This is a genomic window from Streptomyces sp. NPDC020731 (assembly GCF_044334705.1).
In the GTDB taxonomy this organism is placed as follows: domain Bacteria; phylum Actinomycetota; class Actinomycetes; order Streptomycetales; family Streptomycetaceae; genus Streptomyces.
The window spans coordinates 1-1522 of record NZ_JBIRTN010000051.1 but is presented as its reverse complement, the minus strand read 5'-3'; the positions used below and the strand labels follow the sequence as shown (position 1 = coordinate 1522).

1 protein-coding gene and 1 pseudogene are annotated in these 1522 nt (G+C 66.0%); both read left to right on the top strand.

All coding sequences use genetic code 11. The annotated features are described in order from the left end of the window. Positions 1 to 471, top strand: a pseudogene (locus ACH4VX_RS35580) (alpha-1,4-glucan--maltose-1-phosphate maltosyltransferase); the annotation flags it as partial. After that, positions 468 to 1522: alpha-amylase family glycosyl hydrolase (locus ACH4VX_RS35575; RefSeq protein ID WP_398373466.1), on the top strand; the 1055-nt coding region annotated here is incomplete at its 3' end. The pseudogene ACH4VX_RS35580 and the gene ACH4VX_RS35575, both read left to right, overlap by 4 nt.

Below are 1522 nucleotides of genomic sequence, written 5' to 3'. Positions count from 1 at the left end.
GAGAAATACCAGCTCAGGCACCGTGACTGGGAAGCGGCCGAACGCGAGGGCCGCACCATCGCCCCCCTCATCACCAAACTCAACACCATCCGGCGGGAGAACCCGGCCCTGCGGCAACTGCGCGACATCCACTTCCACCACACCGACAAGGAGGAGGTCATCGCGTACGCGAAGCGGCAGGGTTCGAACACGGTTCTGGTGGTCGCCAACCTCGACCCCCACCACACCCAGGAGGCCACGGTCTCGTTGGACATGCCGCGACTCGGCCTGGACCGGCACGAGTCGGTACCGGTGCGCGACGAGCTCACCGGCGAGACCTACCAATGGGGCAGAGCCAACTACGTGCGCCTGGAGCCGGGGGGAGCGCATGTGCTCGTCGTCGGCCGGGCATCCGGGAGTGAGCCCCCGGGTGAGCAGAGCCGCGTCCTGCGACCGTCCAGCCCGTCGATCGGAGGGTCACCCACAACATGATCGTCAACGAACCCGTCCCGGACACCTTCGAGGACACTCCCGCCAAGGACCGGGACCCGGACTGGTTCAAGCGTGCCGTCTTCTACGAGGTCCTGGTCCGCTCCTTCCAGGACAGCAACGGTGACGGCATCGGCGACCTGAAGGGTCTGACCGCCAAACTGGACTACCTCCAATGGCTGGGCGTCGACTGCCTCTGGCTGCCGCCCTTCTTCAAGTCCCCCCTGCGCGACGGCGGCTACGACGTCTCCGACTACACCGCCGTGCTCCCCGACTTCGGCGACCTCGCCGACTTCGTGGAGTTCGTCGACGCGGCGCACCAGCGCGGGATGCGCGTGATCATCGACTTCGTCATGAACCACACCAGCGACCAGCATCCGTGGTTCCAGGAGTCGAGGAAGGACCCCGACGGCCCCTACGGCGACTACTACGTGTGGGCCGACGACGACAAGCAGTTCCAGGACGCCCGCATCATCTTCGTCGACACCGAGGCCTCCAACTGGACGTACGACCCGGTGCGCAAGCAGTACTACTGGCACCGCTTCTTCTCGCACCAGCCGGACCTCAACTACGAGAACCCGGCGGTCCAGGAGGAGATGATCTCCGCGCTGAAGTTCTGGCTGGACCTGGGGATCGACGGTTTCCGGCTGGACGCGGTGCCGTACCTGTACCAGCGGGAGGGAACGAACTGCGAGAACCTCCCGGAGACGCACGCGTTCCTGAAGCGGGTGCGCAAGGAGATCGACACGCAGTACCCGGACACGGTGGTACTGGCGGAGGCCAACCAGTGGCCGGAGGACGTCGTCGACTACTTCGGCGACTACGCCGCCGGCGGCGACGAGTGCCACATGGCGTTCCACTTCCCGGTCATGCCGCGCATCTTCATGGCCGTACGCCGCGAGTCCCGCTACCCGGTCTCGGAGATCCTGGCCAAGACACCGGCCATCCCGTCGGGCTGCCAGTGGGGCATCTTCCTGCGCAACCACGACGAGCTGACCCTGGAGATGGTCACCGACGAGGAACGCGACTACATGTGGGCGGAGTACGCCAAGGA